Raw genomic sequence first — 21,115 nt, forward strand, 5'->3', positions numbered from 1 at the left:
CAAGTCCATAATAACAAGAGAAAATCTCTCAAGGCTCGAAAATTCTGCCCGTGTCACAATTGCGTACATTTCGCGCAAAGTCTGACAACACCATGCTGGGAAAACCTCCCGCGGGACCCGGGAGGAACTCGTATGTCTGCATCATCCAGAAAGCCCAATATCTTCGAGATCGGACTGGACGCCAACGAGGCCAATTACGCGCCGCTCTCACCTTTGAGTTTTATCGAGCGTGCCGCGCATATCCATCCGGATGCGCTGGCTGTCGTTCACGGCGATGTACGAAGATCCTGGTCGCAAACCTACGATCGGACCCGGATGCTGGCCTCCGCTCTGGTCGGGCACGGAATATCCAAAGGCGACACGGTATCCGTCATTGCCGCCAATATTCCCGAGCTTTTGGAAGCCCATTTCGGCATACCGATGGCGGGCGCGGTGCTGAACGCTATAAACACGCGCCTCGACGCGGAAGCGATTGCCTTCATACTCGATCACGCCGAAACCAGGGTCTTCATGGTTGATCCGGAATTCTCCGAGGTCGCCAGAAAGGCAATCGGCATGTCGGAGAAGAAAGACCGCCTGGTTATCGACATCGAAGATCCCAGTTTCGCGGGCGGTGAAAGGATCGGGTCGCTGACCTACGAGGAATTCCTGCAACACGGTCGCGCGGACTTCGAATGGGAACTTCCGGACAGCGAATGGGACGCGATAACGCTGAACTACACGTCCGGCACGACGGGCAATCCAAAGGGCGTCGTCTATCACCACAGAGGCGCACATCTCAACGCACTCGCGCACATCGTCGACTGGGGCATGCCGCATCACAGCGTCTATTTGTGGACACTGCCGATGTTCCACTGCAATGGGTGGTGCTTTCCCTGGACGATCGCGGCAAACGCCGGTGTCAATGTGTGTCTTCGCGCTGTTCGGGAGGAGCCGATCTTCCGCCTCATCCGGGATGAGAAGGTCAGTCATTTCTGCGGCGCGCCGATCGTCCTCAACATGCTGGCAAACGCTCCCGGCGTGTCAAAGGACTTTTCCCACGACGTGAAGGTGATGACCGCGGGCGCGTCTCCGCCGGCCGCCGTGATCGGAAAGATGGAGGCCATGGGGATCGAGGTGACGCATGTCTACGGTCTCACGGAAGTTTATGGACCTGCGGTCATCAGCGTGTGGAAAGACAAGTGGGACGGACTGACGGGGGATGAGCGCGCGGCGCTCAAGGCGCGTCAGGGTGTGAGCAATACAGCGCTTGAAGGTCTGATGGTCGCCGATCCGGAGACGTTGGAGCCTGTTCCAAACGATGGCGAGACGCTCGGTGAAATATTCATGCGCGGCAACAACGTCATGCGCGGTTATCTCAAGAACCCCGCGGCCACGGAGGATTGTTTCAGGGGCGGATGGTTCGCCTCCGGAGACCTCGGCGTCATGCATCCGGACGGATATGTCGAGCTGAAGGACCGGTCCAAGGACATCATCATCTCGGGCGGTGAGAACATCTCGTCCGTAGAGGTCGAGGACGTTCTCTACAAGCATCCCGCAATTCTCGAGGCCGCGGTTGTTGCGAAGCCGGACGAGAAATGGGGGGAGACACCATGTGCATTTATAACGCTCAAACCCGGTGAAGATGCCGACCCGAAAGGCATCATCGAATTCTGCCGGTCCAACATGGCAAGATACAAGGCCCCGAAGACGGTCGTTTTCGGTCCACTTCCCAAGACATCGACCGGAAAAATCCAGAAATTTGTGCTGAGAGAAAAGGCCAGGACAATCGTTTAGGCGAGAGATTCCTCCCTGCGGCAGCTCGGGGCGGTCAACGCCACCGGCAGCCAATTGGCGCTTTAACCCGCCCCCAGCACCTCCACGACCGCTCTTGCGGTCTTGTCGACAATAATGTCCGCCTCTTCGCGGCTCAGGCACAGCGGCGGCGCAAAGCCGAGAATATCGCCCTGCGGCATGGCGCGTGCGATGACGCCGTGGTCGAACAGGGCCGCGGCGACCGACGGGCCGACCTTCCGGCCGGGGTCGAAGAAGCGGCGGTCGGCCCTGTCCTCGACGAATTCCACCGCACACAGCATGCCTTCGCCCCGGACTTCCCCCACATTCGGGTGCCCTGACAGGGCCTCGCGCATGGTCGAATTCAGGTAGGCGCCGGTCTGGCCGGCGTTCATGACCAATCCAAGCCGGTCGATCAGGTCGAGATTTGCGATGCCTGCCGCAGCCCCGACTGGGTGTGCCGAATAGGTCCAGCCATGGCCGATCGGCCCGTTTTCGTCGGTTCCTTCCTCCAGGATTGTCCATACGGTGTCCGACACGATTGAACCGGAAAGCGGCGCATAGGCGGAGGTCAGGCCCTTGGCAACCGTTATGATATCGGGCTCAAGTCCATAGTGTGCCGAACCGAACATCGTTCCCAGGCGCCCGAAACCGGTGACGACCTCGTCGGCAATCAGCAGAATGTCGTGCTCCCTAAGAACCGACTGGACCGCCGGCCAATAGCCTTCGGGCGGCGGCACGATGCCGCCTGTGCCAAGCACCGGTTCGCCGATAAAGGCCGCGATTGTCTCGGCTCCCTCGCGCGCGATCAGCGCTTCCAGCTCCTCGACGCAGTGATTGACAAAATTGCCTTCCGACATCGCGGGATCGGGGCACCGGAAGAAATAGGGCGCCTCGGTATGCAGGACCTGATCAAGCGGCAGGTCGAACTTCTTGTGGAACAGCTCAAGGCCGGTCAGCGATCCGGTCATCAGACCGGATCCGTGGTAGCCGCGCCAGCGCGATATGATCTTCTTCTTTTCCGGTCTGCCGAGAATATTGTTGTAGTACCAGACAAGCTTGATGTTGGTTTCGTTGGCGTCCGAGCCGGACAGCCCGAAATAGACATGGTTCAAACGCGCCGGCGCGCGCTCGGCGATCATCTTCGCCAGCGTAATGGAGGCCTCGGTCCCGTGACCCACATAGGCGTGGTAGTAGGCCAGCTCGCGCGCCTGGTCCGCGATCGCATCGGCAATCTCCCGCCGCCCGTAGCCGACATTGACACAATAGAGCCCGGCGAAGGCGTCAAGCAGGCGCTTGCCGTTGCGGTCTTCGATGTAGACGCCGTCGCCGCCTGTGATTATCCTGTTGGCCGCTTCGCCGCGGGCGAACTGCCCGAGATGGGTCGACGGGTGAAAGAAGTGGTCGCGGTCCCACTGGTCGAGATGATCGTTCTTCAGCATTTTATTTCCTCAGCTCCAGTCGCGGCAGACATATTTGACATCGGTGAACGCCTCGAGGCCGAGGCGTGATCCTTCCCGGCCGAGGCCGGACTGTTTCATGCCGCCAAAGGGAATCGGCGCGCCCGTGACCTTAGTCCGGTTGACCGCCACCATGCCGAACTGCAGCGTCCGGCTAGCGCGGTAGATCCGCCTCGGATCCTGGGTGTGAAGATAGGCGACAAGGCCGTATTCCGTGTCGTTCGCGCGCTGCAGGACTTCGTCCTCATTGTCGAATGGGGCAATCGCGGCGACGGGCCCAAAGGTCTCCTCACGCATGATGCGTGCATCGGTGGGCACGTCGGCAAGCACGGTCGGCTTGAAAAACAGCCCGTCGTCGCCATGCCGGCCGCCGCCGGTCAGAACCCGGGCGCCCCGTTCGACGGCGTCGCCGACCTGTTCTTCCTGCTTTGCGAGGGCCTTGCCGTTCATCAGCGGGCCGATATCGGGATCGTCCAGCCCGGGCCCGATGGTCAGGTGTTCCGTCCTTTCAGCGAACAAGGCACAGAATTTTTCATAGACCGGCCGCTCGACAAAAAACCGGTTCGCGCCGAGACAGTCCTGGCCGGAGGTCGCGAATTTTGCCTTGACGGCCTCGTCCACCGCGCGGTCGAGATCGGCGTCGCTAAAGACGATGAAGGGTGCGTGCCCGCCCAGCTCGAGCACCAGGCGTTTCACCGTTTGGGCGGCCTGCGCGTAAAGCAGCTTGCCGATCCCGGTCGAACCGGTGAACGAAATCGCGCGCACGCGCGGGTCCGACATCCACGGCTCCACGACCCTCGAAGCGGAGCCGGTCACCACATTAAAGGCGCCGGCGGGAAAGCCTGCCCGCTCGGCGAGTTCGGCAATTGCGAGCGCTGAAAACGGCGTCTCGCTCGAAGGATGCGCAACCACCGTGCAGCCTGCCGCAAGGGCGGCTGCCGCCTTGCGCGTCAGCATGGCGGATGGGAAGTTCCACGGCGTGATCAGCGCCGCCACGCCGACCGGCTCGCGCCACAGTTCGACCTCGGCATCGGGAAGATGCGAGGTGACGCTCTCGATGTTCGGACGCCTGGCTTCCTCGGCGAAGAATTCGACGAAGGACGCGCCGTAGTCGATTTCGCCGCGTGCCTCGGAAATCGGCTTGCCTTGCTCCAGCGTCATGATGCGCGCCAGATCTTCCTTGCTTTCCCGGATCAACTCGAACCAGCGGCGCAACATGGCGCTGCGCTGCTGCGGCAACAGCGAAGACCATCGCGCAAAACAAGCCTCTGCGGCGTCGACGGCGTTCACGCTGTCGGCAGCGGTTAGCGAAGCGACGTCGCCCAAATGCACGCCGTCCACCGGATTGGTGACGGCGAAAGTCTCGCCGCCGCTGCCGGCGGTCCACCGCCCGTTCACATAGGCGAAACTGCGCAACAGCGTGGGACGGGAAAGGTCCCAGGGAACCTTGGGGCGTTCAGCAAGCGTGTCCGACATGGGGTTTCTCGCGCTGGAGGGATTTGGCGCAGATTAGCCGTGATGGCGCAGAGGATTCGTTTCAAAATACGGAGGCCGCCAAGACGAAACGTCTTTTGTTGCCTTCCAATTCCGTCAGTCCTTCTCCGCCAGCGTTGGCAGCAGGATGTCGAACGGCGGCATTGGCGATGCCTTGACCGGCTTGGTGACGATATAGCTGAAATAGCGCGCGAGGCCGGTTCCGCTTTCCAGGAGGGTGTCAATCAGCCGCTGATAGGTGTCGATGTCGCGCGTGATCACCTGAAGCAGGTAGTCGTACCCGCCCCCGATCGCCCAGCAAGAGGTTATTTCGTCGTGGCGTGCCACGGCCCTTTCAAAGGTCTGAAAAGTTTCGGCCCGGTGGTTTTCCAGTTCCGCCATGACGAAAACCGAAACATGCGATGCGATGCGCTTGAGTTCGATCTTGGCGCCGTAACCGGATATGACGCCTGCCTTTTCCAGGCGGTTGAGCCGTTCCCAGCAGGGTGTCGCCGACAAATTCACCTTCTGCGCCAGCGCGGCTTTCGACATTCTGCCTTCGCGGGAAAGGGCAGCAAGGATCTTGATATCGCGTGCGTCCAGTTTGACGGTGTTCATGGCAATCATCAATGGGCCAGCATAAACGACTTGTCAATTGTCTCGAAAAAGTCCATCAATAAATCATGACAATATGGCCACCCCGTCCCGAGGACCTGAAGCGTCCCGCCTACCGCTCGCTCGCCGAGACCGTTATCCGCGCCATCGAGGAAGGCGAACTGCGCGGCGGCGATCGCCTGCCGACGCATCGCAACCTCGCCTATGATCTCGGTCTCAGCGTTCAGACGGTGAGCCGCGCCTATGACGAGTTGATCCGGAGGGGCTTTATTGCCGGGGAGGTGGGACGCGGCACCTTCATCAGGTCGGAACGCAGCGAGACCAGGACACCGTTCCTGCCTGAAAGCCAGCGCGGCGAGATCATCGACTGCTCGATGCTGAAGCCGGTTTTCGAGCCCCTGCACCAGGATGCGATGAGCGAGGCCCTGGCGGCCTTGAGCGCCGACATGCCGAGCCCCGTCATCTCGTCCTTCCGTCCGTCGCGGCTGTTGCACCGCTACCGGGAAGCGGCTTTGAAATGGCTGCGGCTGTGCGGGCTGCGCATGCAGTCCCAGAGCCTGCTGCTGACCAATGGCAACACATCGGCCATGACCATTTCGCTGATGACGGCCGCCAATCCCGGCGAACTCGTCGTTACCGAGGAGCTTGGGCATCACACACTCAAACCGCTGGTGCGCTATCTGGGTCTTCGCCTGCGCGGACTGGCCATCGACGAGGAAGGCATCGTCCCGTCTGCCTTCGCGCAGGCCTGCGACCGGGAGGCTGTGAAAGCGCTTTTCGTCATGCCCACCGGGCTTGCGCCCAAAGCCACGACCATGTCCGAGGAACGCCGTTCGGAACTGGTCTCCATCGCCCGTGAACGGGACGTGCTGATTGTCGAAAACGATGCATGGGGTCCGGTTCAGGCCAAGAGGCCGCCGCCGATTGCGGCGCTTGCCCCCGAGCGCACCTTCTATTTCACCAGCCTGACCAAGTGCATCATGCCCGGGCTGCGCTACGGATTTCTCGTCGTGCCGGAAACATTCGAGGCCGCCGCGGCGAACCGGCATCTCGTCACCAACTGGATGGTGACGGCCCTGATGGCCGAGATCGGCTCACGATGGATCTCCGATGGCACGGCGGAGCGCTTGCTCGATTGGCAAAAGAAGGCCCTCGGACGTCGCAACCGGCTCGCCGCGCGCATTTTTTCGGGGATCCCTTACTGCGGCAGCGAGAACGGCATGCATATCTGGCTGCCGCTTCCGCAAAGCTGGACGGAAGAAGAGTTTGTCGCCCATGCGTCGCGCAACGGCGTGGCGGTCGGGCCGGGGTCGTCCTTCGCGGTGTCCGGGGTCTCGCCGGAGCCCGGCATACGGATCTGCCTCGGGGCTGAATCAATGCAGGACCTGGAAAGGGGCCTGACAATGATCTGTCGCCTGCTTCGCAGTCAGCCCGAACCGGTCCTGCTCGCTTACTAGAAATCGCCGTATCCGCCACATCGACGTGTACCGGCAGGGCGCCACGCCTGAAATAATTGTCATGATTTAATATTTACATTGACTCTCGATTGTCACTGTTTCAGTTTCTCGAAACCATAACAAAGCGGGAAGCGTTCTCGTGCGTGCCGTTGCACCAGGCAACGGCCGCAAGTCTCAAACGTAAAACCGCTGGTCTGCCGGAACTGCTGTTCCAGGGCCGGCTGCAACCGCCAGATTTCTAGAGGAGAGCTCACTTATGAAAACCGCAATTCGCAAATTCCTGAGCGGTGCCGCTGCCGCGGCCATCCTGGTCTCAGGTATCGCGGCTGCCGAAGCCGCCAACTGGAAATATGCATTCGAAGAGTCGCTGACCGAAGTTCAGGGCGTCTACGCGCAGAAATTCAAAGAGGAAATCGAGAAGAATTCCGATCATACCATTCAGCTCTTTCCGTACGGCACGCTGGGTGAATCCGCCGATATCATGGAACAGGCCCAGGCCGGTATCCTTCAGTTCGTCGACCAGTCGCCGGGCTTTACCGGCGCGCTGATCCCGGAGGCCCAGGTGTTCTTCGTGCCCTATCTCCTCCCGACAGACCAGGAACATCTGGGCCGTTTCTACAAGCAGAGCAAGGCGATCAACGAGGACTTCACCGCGCTTTATGCCGACAAGGGCCTGGAACTGCTCGTCATGTTCCCGGAGGGCGAGGTGGCGATGACCACCAAGTCGCCGGTGACCGGCTGTGCCGATCTCAATGAGGTCAAGTTCCGGGTCATGACCAACCCGCTGCTGGTCGAATCCTACAAGGCCTTCGGTGCGACACCCACACCGTTGCCCTGGGGGGAGGTCTATGGCGGGCTTCAGACCAATATCATCCAGGGCCAGGAAAACCCGACCTTCTTCCTCTATTCGACGAAGATCTACGAGGTGACGGATCACATCACCTATGCCGGCCACAACAACTTCACCACGGCGGTGATGGCCAACAAGGACTTCTTCGACGGACTGAGCGACGCGGACAAGAAGGTCGTCCGGGATGCCGCGGCAGTCGCGTATGATTTCATTGTCGACTACCAGAAGGGCCTCGCCGACCAGGAACTGAAGAAGATCCTCGAAGCCAAGCCCGAGATGACCGTCACCGTGCTCAATGAAGAGCAGCGCCGCTGCTTCAAGGAAGCGGCAGCGGAAGTCGAAGCCAAATTCATCGAGATGACCGGCGACAGCGGCAAGGCTATCCTGAACCAGTTGAAGGCGGATCTGGAAGCAACAAAGAACTAACGGCGCACGGTGAGCGCGCGGCTTCGGGATTCAACGGGATGAATTCCGGGCCGCGCCTTGCGTCAACTGGGAGGGAAGCGTGAACGATATCACCGACAGGTCGGCACATTCGTCGGCGCTCCCGGGTTTTCTGGGAACGGTCGATGTCGCCGTCAGCCATCTGGAATCCGTGATGCTGGCCGCCGGCGTTCTGCTGATGGCACTCAACACCGTCGCCAATGTCGTCGGCCGCTTCGTGCTCCAGCACAGCCTGTTTTTCTCCGAGGAACTGAACCGGATCCTGATCATCCTGATCACCTTCGCCGGCATCAGCTATGCCGCGCGGCAGGGCAGGCACATCCGCATGTCCGCCATCTATGACGCCCTGCCCCCCGGTATGCGCAAGAACCTTATGGTCCTGATCGCGGCGGTAACGGCCCTGGCCATGTTCGCGCTGTGTTATTTCGCGATCGGCTATATCACCAAGGTCGCCAATTCCGGCCGCGTTCTGCCGGCCCTGCAACTGCCTGTCTACTGGATATTCCTGTGGGTGCCCGTCGGATTCTTCATGACGGGCCTGCAATACGCATTGACGGCGGTAAAGAACATGACGGCCAAGGATATCTATCTCTCGACGCAGGTGCTCGAGGGCTACGATGACGATGAGCTGGAAGTCTAGGGGGCGGAACGATGGCCATTACAATCTTCCTCATCATGGTCGTGCTCCTGCTCCTCGGCTTTCCGATGATGATCCCGCTGATTGCCGCCACGTTCGTCGGCTTCCTGATGATGTTCGGCGACATGAGCAAGATGGACTTCATGGTCCAGCAGATGATGGCCGGCATCCGGCCCGCCTCGCTGATTGCCGTTCCGATGTTCATCCTTGCAGCGGACATCATGACGCGCGGCCAGTCGGCCAACCGGCTGATCGACATGGTCATGACTTTCGTCGGCCACATCAAGGGCGGGCTGGCGGTCAGCACGGCGGCCGCCTGCACGCTGTTCGGCGCCGTATCGGGCTCGACCCAGGCAACCGTCGTCGCGGTCGGCTCGCCCCTGCGGCCGAGAATGCTGAAGGCCGGCTACAAGGACTCCTTCGTGCTGGCCCTGATCATCAACGCGTCCGATATCGCCTTCCTGATACCGCCCTCCATCGGCATGATCATCTACGGTGTCATTTCAAGCACCTCGATCGCCGAATTGTTCATCGCCGGAATCGGGCCGGGTCTCTTGTTGCTCGTCCTGTTTTCCGCCTACAGCATGATCTACGCGGCGATAAAGGGCGTTCCCACGGAGCCGAGGGTAAGCTGGAAAGAGCGCCTCATCTCGGTGCAAAGAGCGGTTTGGCCGCTGGGCTTCCCGGTCATCATCGTCGGCGGTATCTATGGCGGCGTGTTCAGCCCGACCGAGGCCGCGGCGGCCTGCGTCCTTTACGCCGTGATCCTTGAATTCATCGTCTTCCGGTCGCTGCAGCCGGCCGATATCTACCGGATCGCCAAGTCGACGGGCCTGATCACGGCGGTTGTGTTCGTGCTGGTCGGCGCCGGCGCGGCCTTTTCCTGGGTGATCTCATTCGCCCAGGTACCGCAGCAGATCCTGGCGGCGGTCGGTGTCGCCGATATGGGACCGAAGGGCGTTCTCGCCGTCATATCCGTTGCCTTCTTCATCGGCTGCATGTTCGTCGACCCGATCGTTGTCATTTTGATCCTGGTGCCGATCTTCGCGCCGGTGGTCCAGTCCGTCGGCCTCGATCCCGTGCTTGTCGGAACGATCATCACGCTGCAGGTGGCGATCGGATCCGCGACGCCGCCATTCGGCTGCGACATCTTCACGGCGATCGCGATCTTCAAACGGCCCTATGTCGAGGTCATCCGCGGCATCTTCCCGTTCACGGTCCTCCTGTTGGGGGTCTCGGTGGCTCTGATTTTCTTTCCGCAGATAGCGCTGTTCCTGCGCGATCTTGCATTCCGGTAAAGGAGGCCCTGGCACATGTTCACGCGTATCATCGCCGCCTGTGACGGCTCGGAAGGATCGAAAAAGGCGCTGAAGATCGCCGCCGGGCTGCAAAAGACCTGGAACGGCGAGCTGCACATCGTCACCATCTTCCGGCACCACTCGATGCTCGAGGGTTCGATGTCCATGGTGCGGCCCGAGGAGCCGGAGAACCTGGATGACGCACTGCGCGGACACGCAAAGCAAATTGCCGAGGAGGCCAAAACCCTCGCGCAGGCCGAAGGAGCCGGGAACGTTCGCGCTTTCGTCAAGAGCGGGCAGCCGGCGCGGTCGTTGGTCAAGCTGGCCCAGGAACACGAGGCCGACCTCATCGTGCTCGGAAGCCGCGGCCTCGGAGACGGGGAGGGCTTCCTGCTTGGCAGCGTCTCGCACAAGGTCACAAGCCTTGCAAGCTGCCCGGTGCTCGTGGTTTAGCGCCGGCCGTTGCGGACCCGGCAGGTATCGATGAAGGATGGCGTATAGATGACCACAGATCGTGTTTCGCGCTCCAACCATGCACCGGAGCTGGATGACCGCGCCGGCGAGATCCGCTTCGGCCTGATCGTGCTTTCGACCGACCTGACCAGCGAGGGGGACCTTTATCGCCTGCTGCCGCTCGACACCGTTTCCATCCACGTCTCTCGCGTTGCCTACGAAAATCCGACGACACCGGAGAATCTTCGCAAGATGACGCCACGCCTTGCCGAGGCGGCTGACCTGATTGCGCCGGGCGAGGACCTGCGCGCCATCTGCTACAGCTGCACGGCCGCTTCGGTGACGATCGGCGACGCGGAAATCACCACCGCGATCAACCGCGCGCGCCCGGATGTTCCGGTGGTGACGCCGACGCTCGCCGCCCGCCACGCGCTTTCCGCGCTTCGTGCGCGCCGGATCGCCATGCTCACGCCCTATCTTGAAAAAACCGCGGCGCCAATGGTCGACTATTTCACGCGCCACGGTTTCACCGTCACCAATGCGCACTGTTTCGGTCTCGAGGACGACCGCGACATGGCGCGCATTTCCGTCTCGACGATTGTCGATGCGGCAGTGGCCGTCGATACGGACGACGCCGATGCGCTGTTCGTTTCCTGCACTGCTCTCAAGGCAGTCGGGGCCATTGCCGAAATCGAGGCGCGCACCGGCAAGCCGGTGGTGACATCGAACCAGGCCTGCGCATGGGTCTTGTCCCGTTTGGGCGGCCTGCAGGATCACAGGCCGCCGGGATGTGGCCGTCTGTTCGAACAACCGCTTACAAACTTTCACAACGGAGAAGCTGCTTGAGCACGGAGCCCGTCGTCGGACCGGAGGAAATCGGTTCGGCACGCAAGACAATTGCCGCAACCATCAGGCTGACGCCGGTTGACCGGTCGGCGGCGCTGGAAGAGATTGCCGGCTCGCCGGTCTATCTCAAGCTAGAGCACACGCAGGTCACCGGCAGTTTCAAGCTGCGCGGAGCGACAAACGCCGTCGCCAACCTGTCGGAGGGCGAAAAGGCACGGGGCGTTGTCGGCGTTTCAACCGGCAATCACGGCCGCGGACTGGCCTATGCGGCCCGCGCGGCGGGGGTGCCGTGCATCATCTGCATGTCGAGCCTGGTGCCACAGGCGAAGATCGACGGCATTCGCGCACAGGGCGCCGACGTTCGCATCATCGGAAAATCCCAGGACGAAGCGCAGGAAGAGGTCAACCGCCTGGTCCGGGACGAGGGCATGGTCATGATCCCGCCCTTCGACCAACGGGATATTATTGCCGGGCAGGGAACGCTGGGCCTTGAACTGCTCGAGCAGGTTCCGGACGCCGGGACCATCCTTGTGCCGGTGTCCGGCGGCGGCCTGATCAGCGGCGTCGCGGCGGCGATCAAGGCACAGCGTCCGGGGGTTCGCATCATCGGCGTATCCATGGAGCGCGGCGCGGCGATGTATGCGTGCCAGAAGGCCGGCAAGCCGGTCCCGGTCGAGGAACTGCCGACCCTGGCCGATTCACTCGGCGGCGGCATCGGCCTCGACAATCAACTGACCTTCGCCATGACCCGCGATCTCGTCGACGATCTTCTGCTCGTCAGCGAGACGGAAATCGCGGCCGCAATCCGGCACCTTTACTGGAAGGAGCGGCAGATTGTCGAAGGGTCCGGCGCCGTCGGCGTCGCGGCGATCCTTGCCGGCAAGGTCCGGGCCGCCGGTCCTGTTGTCGCCATCTTGAGCGGCGGCAACATCGACCTGAACCAGCACCACCGGATTGTCAGCGGCGAAGACGTCGATGTTTCGAAGGAGGCGGCGTGAGATGGCGCATATCCGGATCCTGACCGAAGCCGTACTGCGGTCGGCGGTTGCCCTCGATCTTGACGCCATCGACTGCGTCGAGTGCGGGTTTGTGGCCCTTGCGGGCGGCGGGGTCGTCATGCCTCCGATCCTGTCCATGGCGATCAGACCCTTCAACGGCGAGGTGGACGTCAAGACCGCCTATGTGCCGGGCATCGACAGCTTCGCCATCAAGATTTCTCCCGGCTTTTTCGACAATCCGAAGCTGGGACTGCCGAGCACGTCGGGACTGATGGTCCTCTTTGCCGCCCGCACGGGAATGGTCGAGGCCCTGCTGCTCGACAACGGCTATCTAACCGATGTCAGGACCGCCGCGGCCGGGGCGGTCGCCGCGCGGCATCTGGCGCGTCCCGACGCAAACACGGCCTGCATCATCGGCGCCGGAACCCAGGCCGCCCTGCAGCTCCAGGCGCTTTGCCTCGTGCGCCCGATCGAGCGGGCAACGATCTGGGGACGCGATCCGGAAAAGGCCGAGCGCACGGCAGTCCGCGTCCGCGATCGTCTGGGTATTGCTGTTTCGGCTGCCGTTGACGCCGAAGACGCCATCTCAAAAGCCGATGTCATCGTGACGACAACACCGGCAGCCACGCCCGTTCTTCGTGCGGACTGGCTGCGTCCGGGACAGCACATCACCGCCATGGGCTCCGATCAGGACCACAAGAACGAACTCGAGCCGGCCTGTTTCGAGCGTGCCGATCTCTACGTGCCGGACAGGCTGCCCCAGACCCGTGCCCTTGGCGAACTCCGAAGCGCGATAGCAGCCGGGATCGTCGCCGCGGATGCCACGTTCGCCGAACTGGGGGACATCATCACAAAAAAAGCGCCCGGACGGCGCGATGCCGATGCCATCACCATAGCCGACCTGACCGGAACCGGCGTTCAGGACACCGCCATTGCAACCTTCGCCCGTCAACGCGCCGAGGCCGGCAATGCCGGTACGGATTTCGAGAACTGAGCTGCACACATGAAAGCCCTGAGTATGCCTGCTGCGTCGCTCCCCTTCAGCCTCGATGAATATGCCCAAAGACTGGCCAAGACGCGCCGAGCCATGGAGGCCGCCGGCGTTGATGTCATCATCGTATCCGATCCGTCGAACATGGCATGGCTGACGGGCTATGACGGCTGGTCATTCTATGTCCATCAATGCGTGCTGGTGGGCCCCGGCGAAGATCCTGTCTGGTTCGGCCGCGGCCAGGACGCCAACGGCGCGGCGCGGACGACCTATCTGAGCCAGGAAGACATTGTCGGATATCCCGACCACTACGTGCAGTCGACCGAGCGTCACCCCATGGATTATCTCGCCGAACGCATTGCCGCGCGTGGATGGGGCAGCAAACGCATCGGTGTCGAGATGGACAATTACTGGTTCTCGGCCGCCGCCCTGGCGGCGCTGCAAAAGGGCCTTCCGAACGCGTCGATCGTCGATACCACCGCCCTTGTGAACTGGCAGCGGGCAGTGAAATCGCAGCAGGAGCTTGCCTATATGGAAAACGCCGCGCGGCTGGTGGAGCGCATGCACGGCGTCATTTTCGAAAAGGCTGCACCCGGCTACCGAAAGTGCGATCTCGCCGCCGATATCTATGAGGCCGGCCTGCGCTATGACGAGGCGCGCGGCTTTGGCGGGGATTATCCGGCGATCGTCCCGCTGCTGCCGTCCGGCGCGGACGCATCGGCGCCGCACCTGACCTGGAACGACGAGCCCATGCGGACAGGCGAGGGCACCTTCTTCGAGATCGCCGGCGTCTACAGACGCTACCATTGCCCGCTGTCGCGCACCGTCTTTCTGGGAAAACCGACGCAGACGTTCCTCGACGCGGAAATGGCGGTTCTTGAAGGCATGGAGGCCGGGCTGGAGGTGGCGCGCGCAGGCAACCTTTGCGAAGACATCGCCAGGGCATTCTTTGCGGTGCTCAACAGATACGGGATCGAGAAGGACAATCGTACCGGTTATCCGATCGGCCTGTCCTATCCGCCCGACTGGGGCGAGCGGACAATGTCGCTGCGCGCCGGCGACCGGACCGAGCTGCGGGAAAACATGACGTTCCATTTCATGACCGGGCTCTGGATGGACGGCTGGGGTTTCGAAATCACCGAAAGCATCGTCATCGGCAAACGCGGGCCGCGGTGCCTCGCCGACGTTCCGCGCAGATTGTTCGTCAAGGAGTAGTGGTCATGTCGGCCAATCCCATCACACCGACCATTGCACTCGATGACGAGGGAAAAAACCACGGGTTCCTGCGCCTGCCGTACAGCCGCGACGATTCCGCCTGGGGATCGGTGATGATCCCGATCACGGTCATCAAGAACGGCGACGGGCCGACCGCGCTGCTGACCGGCGCCAATCACGGGGATGAATACGAAGGCCCGGTCGCGCTGCAGGGCCTGGCGCTCAATCTGGACGCGGCGCACATAACGGGCCGCGTGATCATTGTGCCGGCGCTCAATTACCCGGCGTACCGCGCCGGCTTGCGCACATCGCCCATTGACCGTGGCAATATGAACCGTTCCTTTCCGGGACGCCCCGACGGCACGGTGACGGAAAAGATCGCCGATTTCTTCGCCACAAGGCTCGTGCCCCAGGCCGACGTCGTTCTCGACTTTCACTCGGGCGGAAAAACCCTTGATTTTGTCCCATTTGCATCGGCCCACGTCTTGGCAAACAAGGATCAGCAGGCGGCCTGTCTCGCCGCGGTCAAGGCATTCAACGCGCCTTATACGATGATGCTTCTCGAGATCGACAGCGCCGGCATGTACGACACAACCGTCGAGGAGCAGGGAAAAGTATTCGTCACCACCGAACTCGGCGGTGGCGGGACGGCGACGGCGCGCTCGATCGCGATCGCCAAGAAGGGCGTGCGAAACGTGCTCAAACACGCCGGCATCATGCCGGGCGAGCCGGAAATCGAACCGTCGATTATGCTCGATATGCCCGATGCCGGCTGCTTCGTGTTCTGCGAGGATGATGGGCTGATCGAGCCGGTCCTTGATCTTGGAGATCCCGTCGGGGAAGGGGATATCGTCGCGCGGGTCTGGCCGGTCGACCGCACGGGCCGGGCGCCGATTGAATACCGCGCCCGCCGCTCCGGTATTCTGGTATCGCGGCATTTTCCAGGACTGATCAAATCCGGCGACTGCATGGCGGTCGTTGGCGTCAGGTCCTGACGGCGGTTACCAGTTCTGTTTCTTTGGAGTTTGATCAGCAGCATCTGATGCTACCGGCAGAGCGCTGCTTTAGTCGCGAAGCGCCTCCTGAGCAGTATCCCTTCGTCTTCAGTCCCACCTGAGCGCCCTTGCCGTCCGATGATTCAACTGGTATCTACCAAGGCCCATGCGATAGGACCAGTTATGCGTGATTATTCGGATCTATATCTGTATCTCATCAAACATCTGGAGAACTCCAACAAAGGCGAACCGCTGTATCGCCGGCTATCGCTCGCGCTGTCTGGTGCGTTGAAGTCAGGTGCCTTGTCTGAATCGGCCCATCTGCCGAGCGAAAGGAAACTGTCTGAAAAACTCGATATGAGCAGGGTAACGGTTCGTCGAGCGCTTGATGAGCTGCAAACCGAAGGATTCCTGAAAAGACGGCAGGGCGCCAGAACGTCAATCAAACCGCGACTTGAGAAACCGCTGTCGGTTCTGACCGGATTTTCCGATGAATTGAAAGCGAGGGGAATGGAGCCGGGACAGCGCTGGATCTCGCGCAAGACCGTCAACCCTACGCCGGCAGAATCCATGGCGCTTGGTGTATCGCCCTCGGAATTTGTGGTCCGGCTGGTCCGTGTTCGCCTGGCGGATGGTGTCCCGATCGCCGTGGAACGGGCCGCGGTGCCAAGTTCGTTCCTGCCTGACAGTGATTTGGTGACACACTCACTATATGCCGCGCTGACCTCGGCGGGTGCAGGGCCAGCGCGTGGAGTACAAAGAATCCGGGCGGGCATCATGACAAAAGCGGACGCCGAGCTGCTGGAGGCGGAACCCGGATCGCCGCTTCTGATCGTAGAGCGCCGCTGTTTCCTTGAAGACGGCCGGCCGGTCGAGTTTACGGAAACCCGTTACAATGGCGATCGGTACGATTTTTCGGCCGAGCTGCAGAATTAGATTTGGTACATACCAGTTATAATTTTGTTGCATGCTGGTATTAAACTGGTATTTGATCTGACCTTATGTTGGGGAGATCGATGTGCCATCAATCCTAGAGCAGCTGCGTGGAGGCCTGATTGTCTCGTGTCAGCCCGTCATTGGCGGGCCGCTTGACCGCCCTGACATCATAGCAGCCTATGCGCTGGCGGTGCTTGACGGCGGCGCGCGAGGTTTGCGGGTTGAGGGGATCGAGAATATCAAGGCCGTGCGAGCGGTCACCGACGCGCCGATGATCGGATTGATAAAGGAGGATCTGGACAACAGCCCGATCCGGATCACGCCTCATGCGATTCAGGCACGTGAAATAGCGGCGGCCGGCGCGGACATTGTTGCCTTTGATGTCACCGACAGAGCGCGGCCTGAGCCAGTTTCCAACCTGGTCGAAACCATTTGTGAGGCAGGAGCAATGGCGATGGCCGATTGCTCATGTTCAACGGACGGTCAAAGAGCCGCCGATCTGGGCTGCGAAATACTCGGGTCGACAATGTCCGGGTATGTTGGCGGACCGGTTCCCGGCGCGCCGGATCTGGAGCTGGTGGCCGCCCTATCGCGACTTGGACGTTTTACCGTCGCAGAGGGTCGATACCAGCGACCTCAGGACGCTGTCCTTGCCCGGCAAAAGGGCGCGGACGCCGTTGTGGTCGGGTCTGCTATCACGCGGCCGGAGCATATCACCACCTGGTTCGCGGATGCGTTGGCAGGTGTTGGAAGGACGGGTGACCGCTGATGTCTGCCACGTTGTCCATTGATATTGGCGGTACGAAAATTCTCGCTGCGCTCGTCCGGGGGAAAGAGGTGTTGAAATCCGGCACGGTGCCGACCTCGCGCGGCGACGGGCCAGATCGCTGGGTGTCTCAGGCCGCTGAGCTGGCTGCTCGCTGGCGCGGTGAATTCGACCGCTGCGGCGTAACCGTTACAGGCAAGGTTCACGGGGGTCTGTGGTCCGCGATGAACCCCAGGACTCTCGATATTCCCGATGGATATCCACTCGAAAGTCGGGTTGCGGCTGTCTTCGACGTGCCGGTCACGCTCTGTAATGACGCTCAGGCTGCGGCCTGGGGTGAATATTGCTTCGGGGCTGGAAACCAGACCGACACTGTCTTTTTAACCGTCTCAACCGGTATTGGCGGTGGTGCGGTGATCGATGGGCGGCTCATTCAAGGGCAGTCGGGGATCGCGGGACATTTTGGATTGCTGCAATCCGAAAGTGGCGCATTGCTTGAAGACACCGCCTCAGGAAGCTGGATTGCCGACGAGGCAGCCCTGCGCGGTCACTCCGCAGGGGGGCCGGAAGTTTTTGCGGCAGCGGCAAATGGTGAAGCCTGGGCGAAAAATATCATTGATGAGTCCGCGGCCCATATTGCTGGGCTTTGCCGCAATCTGCAGCTCATTTTCGATCCAGCCGTCATTGTCATCGGCGGCGGCGTGGGTCTGGCACCCGGATATCTGCCGCGGGTGAAAGCCAAACTTGAAATTCTGCCTGCTGGTGTTTCATCGACCCTGGCCCGTGCGGCGCTGGGGGCGAATGCAGGTGTATTGGGAATCGCCGCACTCGCAAACTTGAAAAACACCAGGGAGATTAGAAAATGACGATATCGCGTATGCTCATATGCTCTGCCGCGCTATCGGTGCTTTCCGCAGGCGCCGCGCAAGCGGAAGTAACTGTTCTCGGTTGGCCGGGTGGTCCTGAAGAAGAAGCTCTTCGCGCTGTTGCAGAAATCTACAACGCCAAGTCCGATGTTGCCGAAGAAGACAAGGTAGAACTTCTGTTCACCTCGCGTGACGGTTTCTTCGACAAGCTCCAGGTCGATTTGGCGGCCGGTAGCAATGCCTTTGACGCCAACCTGATCGCAACCTATTCGATTGGTCGCTATGCGCCGTATATGGAGCCGATCACGCTGTCGGGCGAAGCCAGCGCGGTGTTTGGCGACACCGTTCTGTCGACCATGCAGTTTGATGGTGCGCAGTACGGCGTCCCGACCGATCTCTCGCTGCATTTTCTCTATTATCGAAGCGACCTGATCGACGCGCTCATGGCAGACGATGCCGCCAAGGCTCGTTACGGTGACATTTCTGAAGAATATCTGGGTGTGCGCCTGGAACCCAAGAACCCCGACGAATGGACTTGGCAGGATTTTGTGGCGAACGCTCTCTATTTCAGCCAGTCCGTGAACCCGGACAGCCCCACGCGTTACGGCACGGTGATCCAGATGAAGAACCTGCTGTTCAACATGATGGTCTTCCACTCCTGGCCGCGCAGTTTTGGCGCAAACTGGATGGATGATGCCGGAAACATCACGGTGGATTCCGAAGCCTACCGGAACGCGCTTGAAACAGTGAAGATGCTGTACGATGCCGGCGCTACCCCTGCAGATTCCACGTCTTACGAATACGCCGAGGCGAATGCGGCTTATTCCGCCGGGCAGGTTGCCGCAATGGTGCAGTGGAATGCAGCCGCAGGCGAACTGAAGGGCGCGCAGGCTGAAACCAAAACAGTTGCGCCACCGACCGGTCCCGAAGCACGGTTCACCCATATCCACGGGCTCGGGCTCGGGCTAAATGCGGCGGCCGAAAACAAGGATGGTGCCAGGGCATTTCTCGACTGGCTTTCCACCGAAGAGGCTGCCCTGGCTTATGCGCGTTCCGGTGGTGCACCCGGATTGGCAGGCGAAACCGTGGTAAAATTGGCGGAAGAACGCCCGGACCTGGTTCAGGTTGGCGATTATGCCTCCAACTACGGTTTCGTCATGAACGGTGGAACGTCCGAGAATGCGCTTTCGGTCTACGAAGCGCAGGCCAAGGAGTTCACCGGCTATTGGGCAGGCACCCAGAGCCTTGATGATGCGATGAGCAATATCTCGGCAACCATGAACGAGCTTTTGAAGTAGACTGCCTCGGGGCCGGCTCATCCTCCCGGCCGGCCCCACTCCCGGGATTCCTCGATGCGCCTTTCTTCAAGCCAGGAAAATGCGGTTCTTGCCAGCCCAGTCGTTCTTTTTCTGCTGGCGCTTTTGGGTTTCCCCGTTGTCCTGAGCGTCGTTTACGGATTTTCCGAGGCGAACTTTCAGGCCCTGATGTCACCAACATTCGTTGGCTTGGAGAACTTTCACCTCGTTCTCAATGACATCGGTTTCTGGAATGCGGCCTGGTTCTCGCTGCGCTTCGCGGTCATCACGGCTTTTCTCGAATGTGCACTTGGTCTGTTTCTGGCCGTCTATCTGGCGCCTCTGATCAGAAACCACGGGTGGATGGTCGCGGTGCTCATCATTCCAATGATTGTGGCGCCGGCAATGATGGGATTGATGTACCGGCTGGTGCTTCACGAATTTGCGGGACCGATACCGTTCTATTTCTATCAATGGTTCGGTTGGTCCCCGTCTTTTTTGAGCGCGAAGACGGTTTTCCAGACCATCATTGTTGTCGAGACCCTGCAGTGGACACCTTTCGCTTTTCTGCTTTTCATGGCGGCGTACCAGGCAATCCCGCAGGAAATTCGTGAAGCAGCGTCCGTCGACGGAACGCGCCCGTGGCGCATGTTCTGGAAGATCGAATTACCGCAAATGCTGCCAACGCTCTTCGTTGCCGGTTTCATAAGATTCATCGATGGTTTTCGCGTGTTCGACAACATCTACACCCTGGTTGGAGCAGGACCGGGTGGGTCCACGACATCAATGTCCATCTACATTTACGAGACGTTCCTTCGGCGAGGCGAAATAGGGAAGGCAATGGCGGCCGCCATCCTCTTGTTTCTGGTGGCATTTCTTGTTCTCGCCCTCGGGCAGTATCTGATGAGGCGGAGCCAATGAAATTACACTTGGCCCTCAGATGGATCGTCTTCGCCTTTGTTGCGCTGATTATGAATTTTCCGGTGATCGCAACGTTCATAACAGCACTGAAATCTCCCTCCGAGATCTCGAGAAATCCGTCTCTTGTGGTTGACAGCCCGACGCTTGAGAACTTTGTGACCGTTCTCACCGTAAGTGATCGTCTGAATGTCTATCACTATTTGTGGAATTCGTTTTCGGCGGCAACGATCGGTGCGATATTGCCAATGCTTGTCGCTTTTCCGATGGCTTGGGTAATGGTACGGCGAGGCTATGGGCGTGCGCTCCTGTTCCCTCTTATCGTCAACCTGCGTGCCTTGCCGCTCATAATTTTCGCGGTGCCGCTCTATTTGATGTTCTCCGTTGCGTATCTGCTCGATACGCGGATCGGTCTCGGGCTGGTCCTTGCCATCGTCAACCTGCCACTGACACTCATGCTGCTGGTCAACGCGGTCGCGGAAATTCCAATTGAACTCGAGGAGGCCGCGCATATGGACGGAGCCAGGTTGCCACGCCTCATCGGGCGGGTTGTGCTGCCTCTGTGCCGTCCCGCTTTCATAACCACGTTCGTTTTCGGCTTTATCACCGCGTGGAACGAATTCCTCTTTGGTCTGATCCTGACCACTCAGCGAGCGGTGCCGATGACGGTCGGTGCGTCGTTCTTCTTCGCGACCTCTGGAGGTGGCGTTCAGTGGGGCGTTGCCGCCGCCGTGATGGTTGTGGCGGCTCTGCCACCGCTGATTCTGGGTCTGGTCATGTACCGCAGGATCTCCGGATCCATGGTTTCCGGAGCAGTGAAGGGATAAGG

General features: G+C 60.6%; 20 protein-coding genes. 17 read left to right on the forward strand and 3 right to left on the reverse strand.

Translation table 11 applies throughout. The features are described 5' to 3' along the window. Window positions 1–132: 132 nt before the first annotated feature. On the forward strand, window positions 133–1,776 hold the full coding sequence (locus E4M07_RS19305) for an acyl-CoA synthetase (protein ID WP_136660038.1): 1,644 nt from the start codon (window positions 133–135) through the stop codon (window positions 1,774–1,776). A 62-nt stretch (window positions 1,777–1,838) separates the two neighbouring features. On the opposite strand, the gene E4M07_RS19310 is transcribed toward E4M07_RS19305, so the two are convergent. The 3 genes from E4M07_RS19310 to E4M07_RS19320 form a co-directional block, all read right to left on the reverse strand. Continuing rightward, window positions 1,839–3,215 carry an aspartate aminotransferase family protein gene (locus tag E4M07_RS19310; RefSeq protein WP_136660039.1) on the reverse strand — a complete coding sequence of 459 codons (1,377 nt, stop codon included), beginning with the start codon at window positions 3,213–3,215 and terminating at the stop codon, window positions 1,839–1,841. A 9-nt stretch (window positions 3,216–3,224) separates the two neighbouring features. After that, window positions 3,225–4,709, reverse strand: coding sequence for an NAD-dependent succinate-semialdehyde dehydrogenase (locus tag E4M07_RS19315; RefSeq protein WP_136660040.1), 1,485 nt, complete (start codon window positions 4,707–4,709; stop codon window positions 3,225–3,227). 114 nt (window positions 4,710–4,823) lie between these two features. Continuing rightward, window positions 4,824–5,324: an Lrp/AsnC family transcriptional regulator gene (locus E4M07_RS19320; RefSeq protein ID WP_136660041.1), complete on the reverse strand. Its 501-nt coding sequence runs from the start codon at window positions 5,322–5,324 to the stop codon at window positions 4,824–4,826. Window positions 5,325–5,389: 65 nt separating this feature from the next. Here E4M07_RS19320 and E4M07_RS19325 point away from each other — a divergent pair, with 65 nt between their 5' ends. The 16 genes from E4M07_RS19325 (at window position 5,390) to E4M07_RS19400 (ending at window position 21,113) form a co-directional block, all read left to right on the forward strand. Continuing rightward, a complete protein-coding gene (locus E4M07_RS19325; RefSeq protein ID WP_136660042.1) occupies window positions 5,390–6,778 on the forward strand; it encodes a PLP-dependent aminotransferase family protein in 1,389 nt (462 codons plus the stop codon). A 256-nt stretch (window positions 6,779–7,034) separates the two neighbouring features. Continuing rightward, entirely contained in the window at window positions 7,035–8,054 is a 1,020-nt protein-coding gene (gene dctP / locus E4M07_RS19330) for a TRAP transporter substrate-binding protein DctP (protein WP_136660043.1), read from the forward strand. 79 nt (window positions 8,055–8,133) lie between these two features. Then, the gene (locus E4M07_RS19335; protein ID WP_246660519.1) at window positions 8,134–8,712 is read left to right on the forward strand and encodes a TRAP transporter small permease; all 579 of its coding nucleotides are present in this window, start codon (window positions 8,134–8,136) and stop codon (window positions 8,710–8,712) included. 11 nt (window positions 8,713–8,723) lie between these two features. After that, window positions 8,724–10,007 (forward strand): TRAP transporter large permease, encoded by a 1,284-nt coding sequence (locus E4M07_RS19340; RefSeq protein WP_136660044.1) that lies wholly within the window; start codon window positions 8,724–8,726, stop codon window positions 10,005–10,007. Window positions 10,008–10,022: 15 nt separating this feature from the next. Continuing rightward, window positions 10,023–10,460, forward strand: a complete 438-nt coding sequence (locus E4M07_RS19345; protein WP_136660045.1) for a universal stress protein — start codon at window positions 10,023–10,025, stop codon at window positions 10,458–10,460. Between the two features lie 48 nt (window positions 10,461–10,508). After that, on the forward strand, window positions 10,509–11,306 hold the full coding sequence (locus E4M07_RS19350) for an ectoine utilization protein EutA (protein ID WP_136660046.1): 798 nt from the start codon (window positions 10,509–10,511) through the stop codon (window positions 11,304–11,306). Next, window positions 11,303–12,304, forward strand: coding sequence for a hydroxyectoine utilization dehydratase EutB (gene eutB / locus E4M07_RS19355; RefSeq protein WP_246660520.1), 1,002 nt, complete (start codon window positions 11,303–11,305; stop codon window positions 12,302–12,304). Before E4M07_RS19350 ends, eutB begins: the two co-directional genes overlap by 4 nt. 1 nt (window position 12,305) lies before the next feature. Further along, complete coding sequence (gene eutC / locus E4M07_RS19360) at window positions 12,306–13,298, forward strand: ectoine utilization protein EutC (RefSeq protein WP_136660048.1); 993 nt, start codon at window positions 12,306–12,308, stop codon at window positions 13,296–13,298. Between the two features lie 24 nt (window positions 13,299–13,322). Then, complete coding sequence (gene doeA, locus E4M07_RS19365; protein ID WP_136660308.1) at window positions 13,323–14,510, forward strand: ectoine hydrolase DoeA; 1,188 nt, start codon at window positions 13,323–13,325, stop codon at window positions 14,508–14,510. A 5-nt stretch (window positions 14,511–14,515) separates the two neighbouring features. Further along, a complete protein-coding gene (doeB, locus tag E4M07_RS19370; RefSeq protein WP_136660049.1) occupies window positions 14,516–15,505 on the forward strand; it encodes a N(2)-acetyl-L-2,4-diaminobutanoate deacetylase DoeB in 990 nt (329 codons plus the stop codon). Between the two features lie 183 nt (window positions 15,506–15,688). Further along, the gene (locus E4M07_RS19375; RefSeq protein ID WP_136660050.1) at window positions 15,689–16,441 is read left to right on the forward strand and encodes a GntR family transcriptional regulator; all 753 of its coding nucleotides are present in this window, start codon (window positions 15,689–15,691) and stop codon (window positions 16,439–16,441) included. A gap of 82 nt (window positions 16,442–16,523) precedes the next feature. Next, on the forward strand, window positions 16,524–17,210 hold the full coding sequence (locus E4M07_RS30010) for a putative N-acetylmannosamine-6-phosphate 2-epimerase (protein ID WP_136660051.1): 687 nt from the start codon (window positions 16,524–16,526) through the stop codon (window positions 17,208–17,210). Further along, on the forward strand, window positions 17,210–18,073 hold the full coding sequence (locus E4M07_RS30015; protein ID WP_136660052.1) for an ROK family protein: 864 nt from the start codon (window positions 17,210–17,212) through the stop codon (window positions 18,071–18,073). Before E4M07_RS30010 ends, E4M07_RS30015 begins: the two co-directional genes overlap by 1 nt. Next, window positions 18,070–19,371, forward strand: a complete 1,302-nt coding sequence (locus E4M07_RS19390) for an extracellular solute-binding protein (protein WP_136660053.1) — start codon at window positions 18,070–18,072, stop codon at window positions 19,369–19,371. The genes E4M07_RS30015 and E4M07_RS19390 overlap by 4 nt, the downstream gene beginning before the upstream one ends. A gap of 54 nt (window positions 19,372–19,425) precedes the next feature. Continuing rightward, window positions 19,426–20,289, forward strand: coding sequence for a sugar ABC transporter permease (locus tag E4M07_RS19395; protein WP_136660054.1), 864 nt, complete (start codon window positions 19,426–19,428; stop codon window positions 20,287–20,289). Then, a complete protein-coding gene (locus E4M07_RS19400) occupies window positions 20,286–21,113 on the forward strand; it encodes a carbohydrate ABC transporter permease (RefSeq protein WP_136660055.1) in 828 nt (275 codons plus the stop codon). The genes E4M07_RS19395 and E4M07_RS19400 overlap by 4 nt, the downstream gene beginning before the upstream one ends. The last annotated feature ends 2 nt before the right edge of the window (window positions 21,114–21,115 follow it).

The sequence above is a fragment of the Nitratireductor sp. XY-223 genome (assembly GCF_004959855.1).
GTDB lineage: Bacteria > Pseudomonadota > Alphaproteobacteria > Rhizobiales > Rhizobiaceae > Hoeflea_A.

Bases quoted from the DNA above. Each gene is read 5' to 3' on its own strand.
- E4M07_RS19310 (WP_136660039.1), bottom strand. From the start codon at position 3,215: ATGCTGAAGAACGATCATCTCGACCAGTGGGACCGCGACCACTTCTTT.
- E4M07_RS19305 (WP_136660038.1), top strand. From the start codon at position 133: ATGTCTGCATCATCCAGAAAGCCCAATATCTTCGAGATCGGACTGGAC.
- E4M07_RS19345 (WP_136660045.1), top strand. From the start codon at position 10,023: ATGTTCACGCGTATCATCGCCGCCTGTGACGGCTCGGAAGGATCGAAA.
- E4M07_RS19320 (WP_136660041.1), bottom strand. From the start codon at position 5,324: ATGAACACCGTCAAACTGGACGCACGCGATATCAAGATCCTTGCTGCC.
- E4M07_RS19390 (WP_136660053.1), top strand. From the start codon at position 18,070: ATGACGATATCGCGTATGCTCATATGCTCTGCCGCGCTATCGGTGCTT.
- doeA (WP_136660308.1), top strand. From the start codon at position 13,323: ATGCCTGCTGCGTCGCTCCCCTTCAGCCTCGATGAATATGCCCAAAGA.
- E4M07_RS30015 (WP_136660052.1), top strand. From the start codon at position 17,210: ATGTCTGCCACGTTGTCCATTGATATTGGCGGTACGAAAATTCTCGCT.
- E4M07_RS19350 (WP_136660046.1), top strand. From the start codon at position 10,509: ATGACCACAGATCGTGTTTCGCGCTCCAACCATGCACCGGAGCTGGAT.
- doeB (WP_136660049.1), top strand. From the start codon at position 14,516: ATGTCGGCCAATCCCATCACACCGACCATTGCACTCGATGACGAGGGA.
- E4M07_RS19340 (WP_136660044.1), top strand. From the start codon at position 8,724: ATGGCCATTACAATCTTCCTCATCATGGTCGTGCTCCTGCTCCTCGGC.
- E4M07_RS19325 (WP_136660042.1), top strand. From the start codon at position 5,390: ATGACAATATGGCCACCCCGTCCCGAGGACCTGAAGCGTCCCGCCTAC.
- E4M07_RS19315 (WP_136660040.1), bottom strand. From the start codon at position 4,709: ATGTCGGACACGCTTGCTGAACGCCCCAAGGTTCCCTGGGACCTTTCC.
- E4M07_RS19395 (WP_136660054.1), top strand. From the start codon at position 19,426: ATGCGCCTTTCTTCAAGCCAGGAAAATGCGGTTCTTGCCAGCCCAGTC.
- dctP (WP_136660043.1), top strand. From the start codon at position 7,035: ATGAAAACCGCAATTCGCAAATTCCTGAGCGGTGCCGCTGCCGCGGCC.
- E4M07_RS19400 (WP_136660055.1), top strand. From the start codon at position 20,286: ATGAAATTACACTTGGCCCTCAGATGGATCGTCTTCGCCTTTGTTGCG.
- E4M07_RS19375 (WP_136660050.1), top strand. From the start codon at position 15,689: ATGCGTGATTATTCGGATCTATATCTGTATCTCATCAAACATCTGGAG.
- eutC (WP_136660048.1), top strand. From the start codon at position 12,306: ATGGCGCATATCCGGATCCTGACCGAAGCCGTACTGCGGTCGGCGGTT.